The sequence below is a fragment of the Psychrobacter sp. NPDC078501 genome (assembly GCF_044900935.1).
Lineage (GTDB): Bacteria > Pseudomonadota > Gammaproteobacteria > Pseudomonadales > Moraxellaceae > Psychrobacter.
Window position 1 is genome coordinate 1 of sequence record NZ_JBJDOS010000020.1, and the last position, 1,937, is coordinate 1,937.

Consider the following 1,937-nt stretch of genomic DNA (forward strand, 5'->3'; position numbering starts at 1 on the left):
CGAATTAATGGTTTTACATAAATCCTTAATGCCCATTGGTTACTACCATCGGCAATAGGTTCGCCCAGTGCGACATAAACATCGCGCATAAGACTGGGGTCAATAGCGGCTTCAGTCGTTGGCATCGTGCTGATAATATAAGTACGCTTTTCTGGAGTCAGTTTCGCCACTTCACGACCGTCTTTGGATACCACGACTTGCGCTTGCGTTGCATCAAAGTTACTACCCTTTATTTCAAAAAATTCAGTTACTTCAAAATCGTAACCTTGAACATTGACTGTATCGCCAATACCCATTGCTACGTCACGCTCAATACTCAGGCTACTAGTAAAGGCTATGCCAATGACAGCAACCAATACGCCAATATGAGCAGTCTGTTGACCCCAATAGCTCAGACGCAACTGCCGCAAACCGTTAAAAAGATTAGGCGCATTCTTAGTTTTATCTTTAAAATCAACTGCCATCCATAGCAGTGCCCAAAAGCTAACGGCTAAAGTCACACCAATATTAAGCATAGACGATGGATTAACAAAGTAAGTAATAATGGCAGCTAATACTAAGCTACTAACGGCGATGACCATGCCTATACCCAGTAGTGGACGGGTGTCTTTTTTCCAGCGAATATTTGAGCCCATACCCATAGCTATTAATAACAGCCACGTTAAAGGTACAAATAATGCATTAAAATAAGGAGGGCCAACGGACACTTGTCCTAAACCAAAGGCATCAGCGATAATAGGGTAAAGGGTGCCGAGCAGCACCACTAAGGTTGCAATCAAAATGATGGCGTTGTTGATCACTAAAAAGGACTCACGTGAAATCAGCTGATATTGACTTTCAACGGTTAAACGCCAACCTCGAACGGCAAACATTAATAGACCACTACCGATGATAATGCCAAGAATAGCTAAGATAACCAAACCACGCGTCGGATCAGCGGCAAACGAATGCACTGAGGTAAGGACTCCAGAGCGTACCAGGAACGTGCCAAGCAAGCTTAAGGCAAAGGCGAAAATAGCCAGCATAATGGTCCATGCTTTAAACACCCCGCGCTTTTCAGTGACTGCTAATGAATGCAGCAATGCTAAGCCGACAAGCCAAGGCATAAACGAGGCATTCTCTACCGGATCCCAAAACCACCAACCGCCCCAGCCAAGCTCGTAGTAGGCCCACCACGAGCCCAGTGCAATACCAATGGTCAAAAACCCCCAAGCCGCGAGCGCCCATGGACGTGACCAGCGTGTCCAAGCAGCATCTAAACGCCCTTCCCACAATGCCGCCATACAAAATGCAAAAGGTACTACCATACCCACATAGCCCATATATAACATGGGCGGATGAATAATCAGACCGAAATCTTGTAGGACAGGATTTAAATCAGCGCCATCGACCGCTAGATTGGGTAAGGTACGCTCAAACGGTGACGAGGTAAATATCAGCATCGTTAGCATCATTAACTGTACACCGGCCAAAATAACTAATACCCGCGCACGCATTGATAACGGCAAGCCGCGACTAAAGTATGATACCAGTGCACACCATGTGGCCATGATGGTCATCCATAGCAGCAAAGAGCCCTCGTGTCCGCCCCATGTCGCCGATAACTTATAGTACCAAGGCAACAGCGTATTGGAATGCTGCGCGACGTAACTGAGGCTAAAATCATTATAATAAAAACCTGCTATCAAAGCGCCAAATGACGTTATCATGGCGGCAAACTGTGCCCAAGCTAAGCTAGGGGCTAGTCGTTGCCAAGCAACTTGGTTATGAATAACACCAATAGTTGGCAGAATTACCTGCAATAACGCCAATACAAAAGCGGTAAGCAAGGCAAAATAGCCCAATTCTGTAATCAACATACGGTCTAACCTTATTTACTCTAATGCGGTTGCAGTTTACTGTGGCGGTGGAATTTTTATTATTAGAACCCACCCCCA

The 1,937-nt window shown here is 45.7% G+C and carries 1 protein-coding gene; it reads right to left on the reverse strand.

What is annotated here, in order from left to right:
• Window positions 1-1,859 (reverse strand): heme lyase CcmF/NrfE family subunit (locus tag ACI2IW_RS13835; protein ID WP_404693953.1); only part of this gene is annotated, 1,859 nt, incomplete at its 3' end.
• Between the last annotated feature and the right edge of the window lie 78 nt (window positions 1,860-1,937).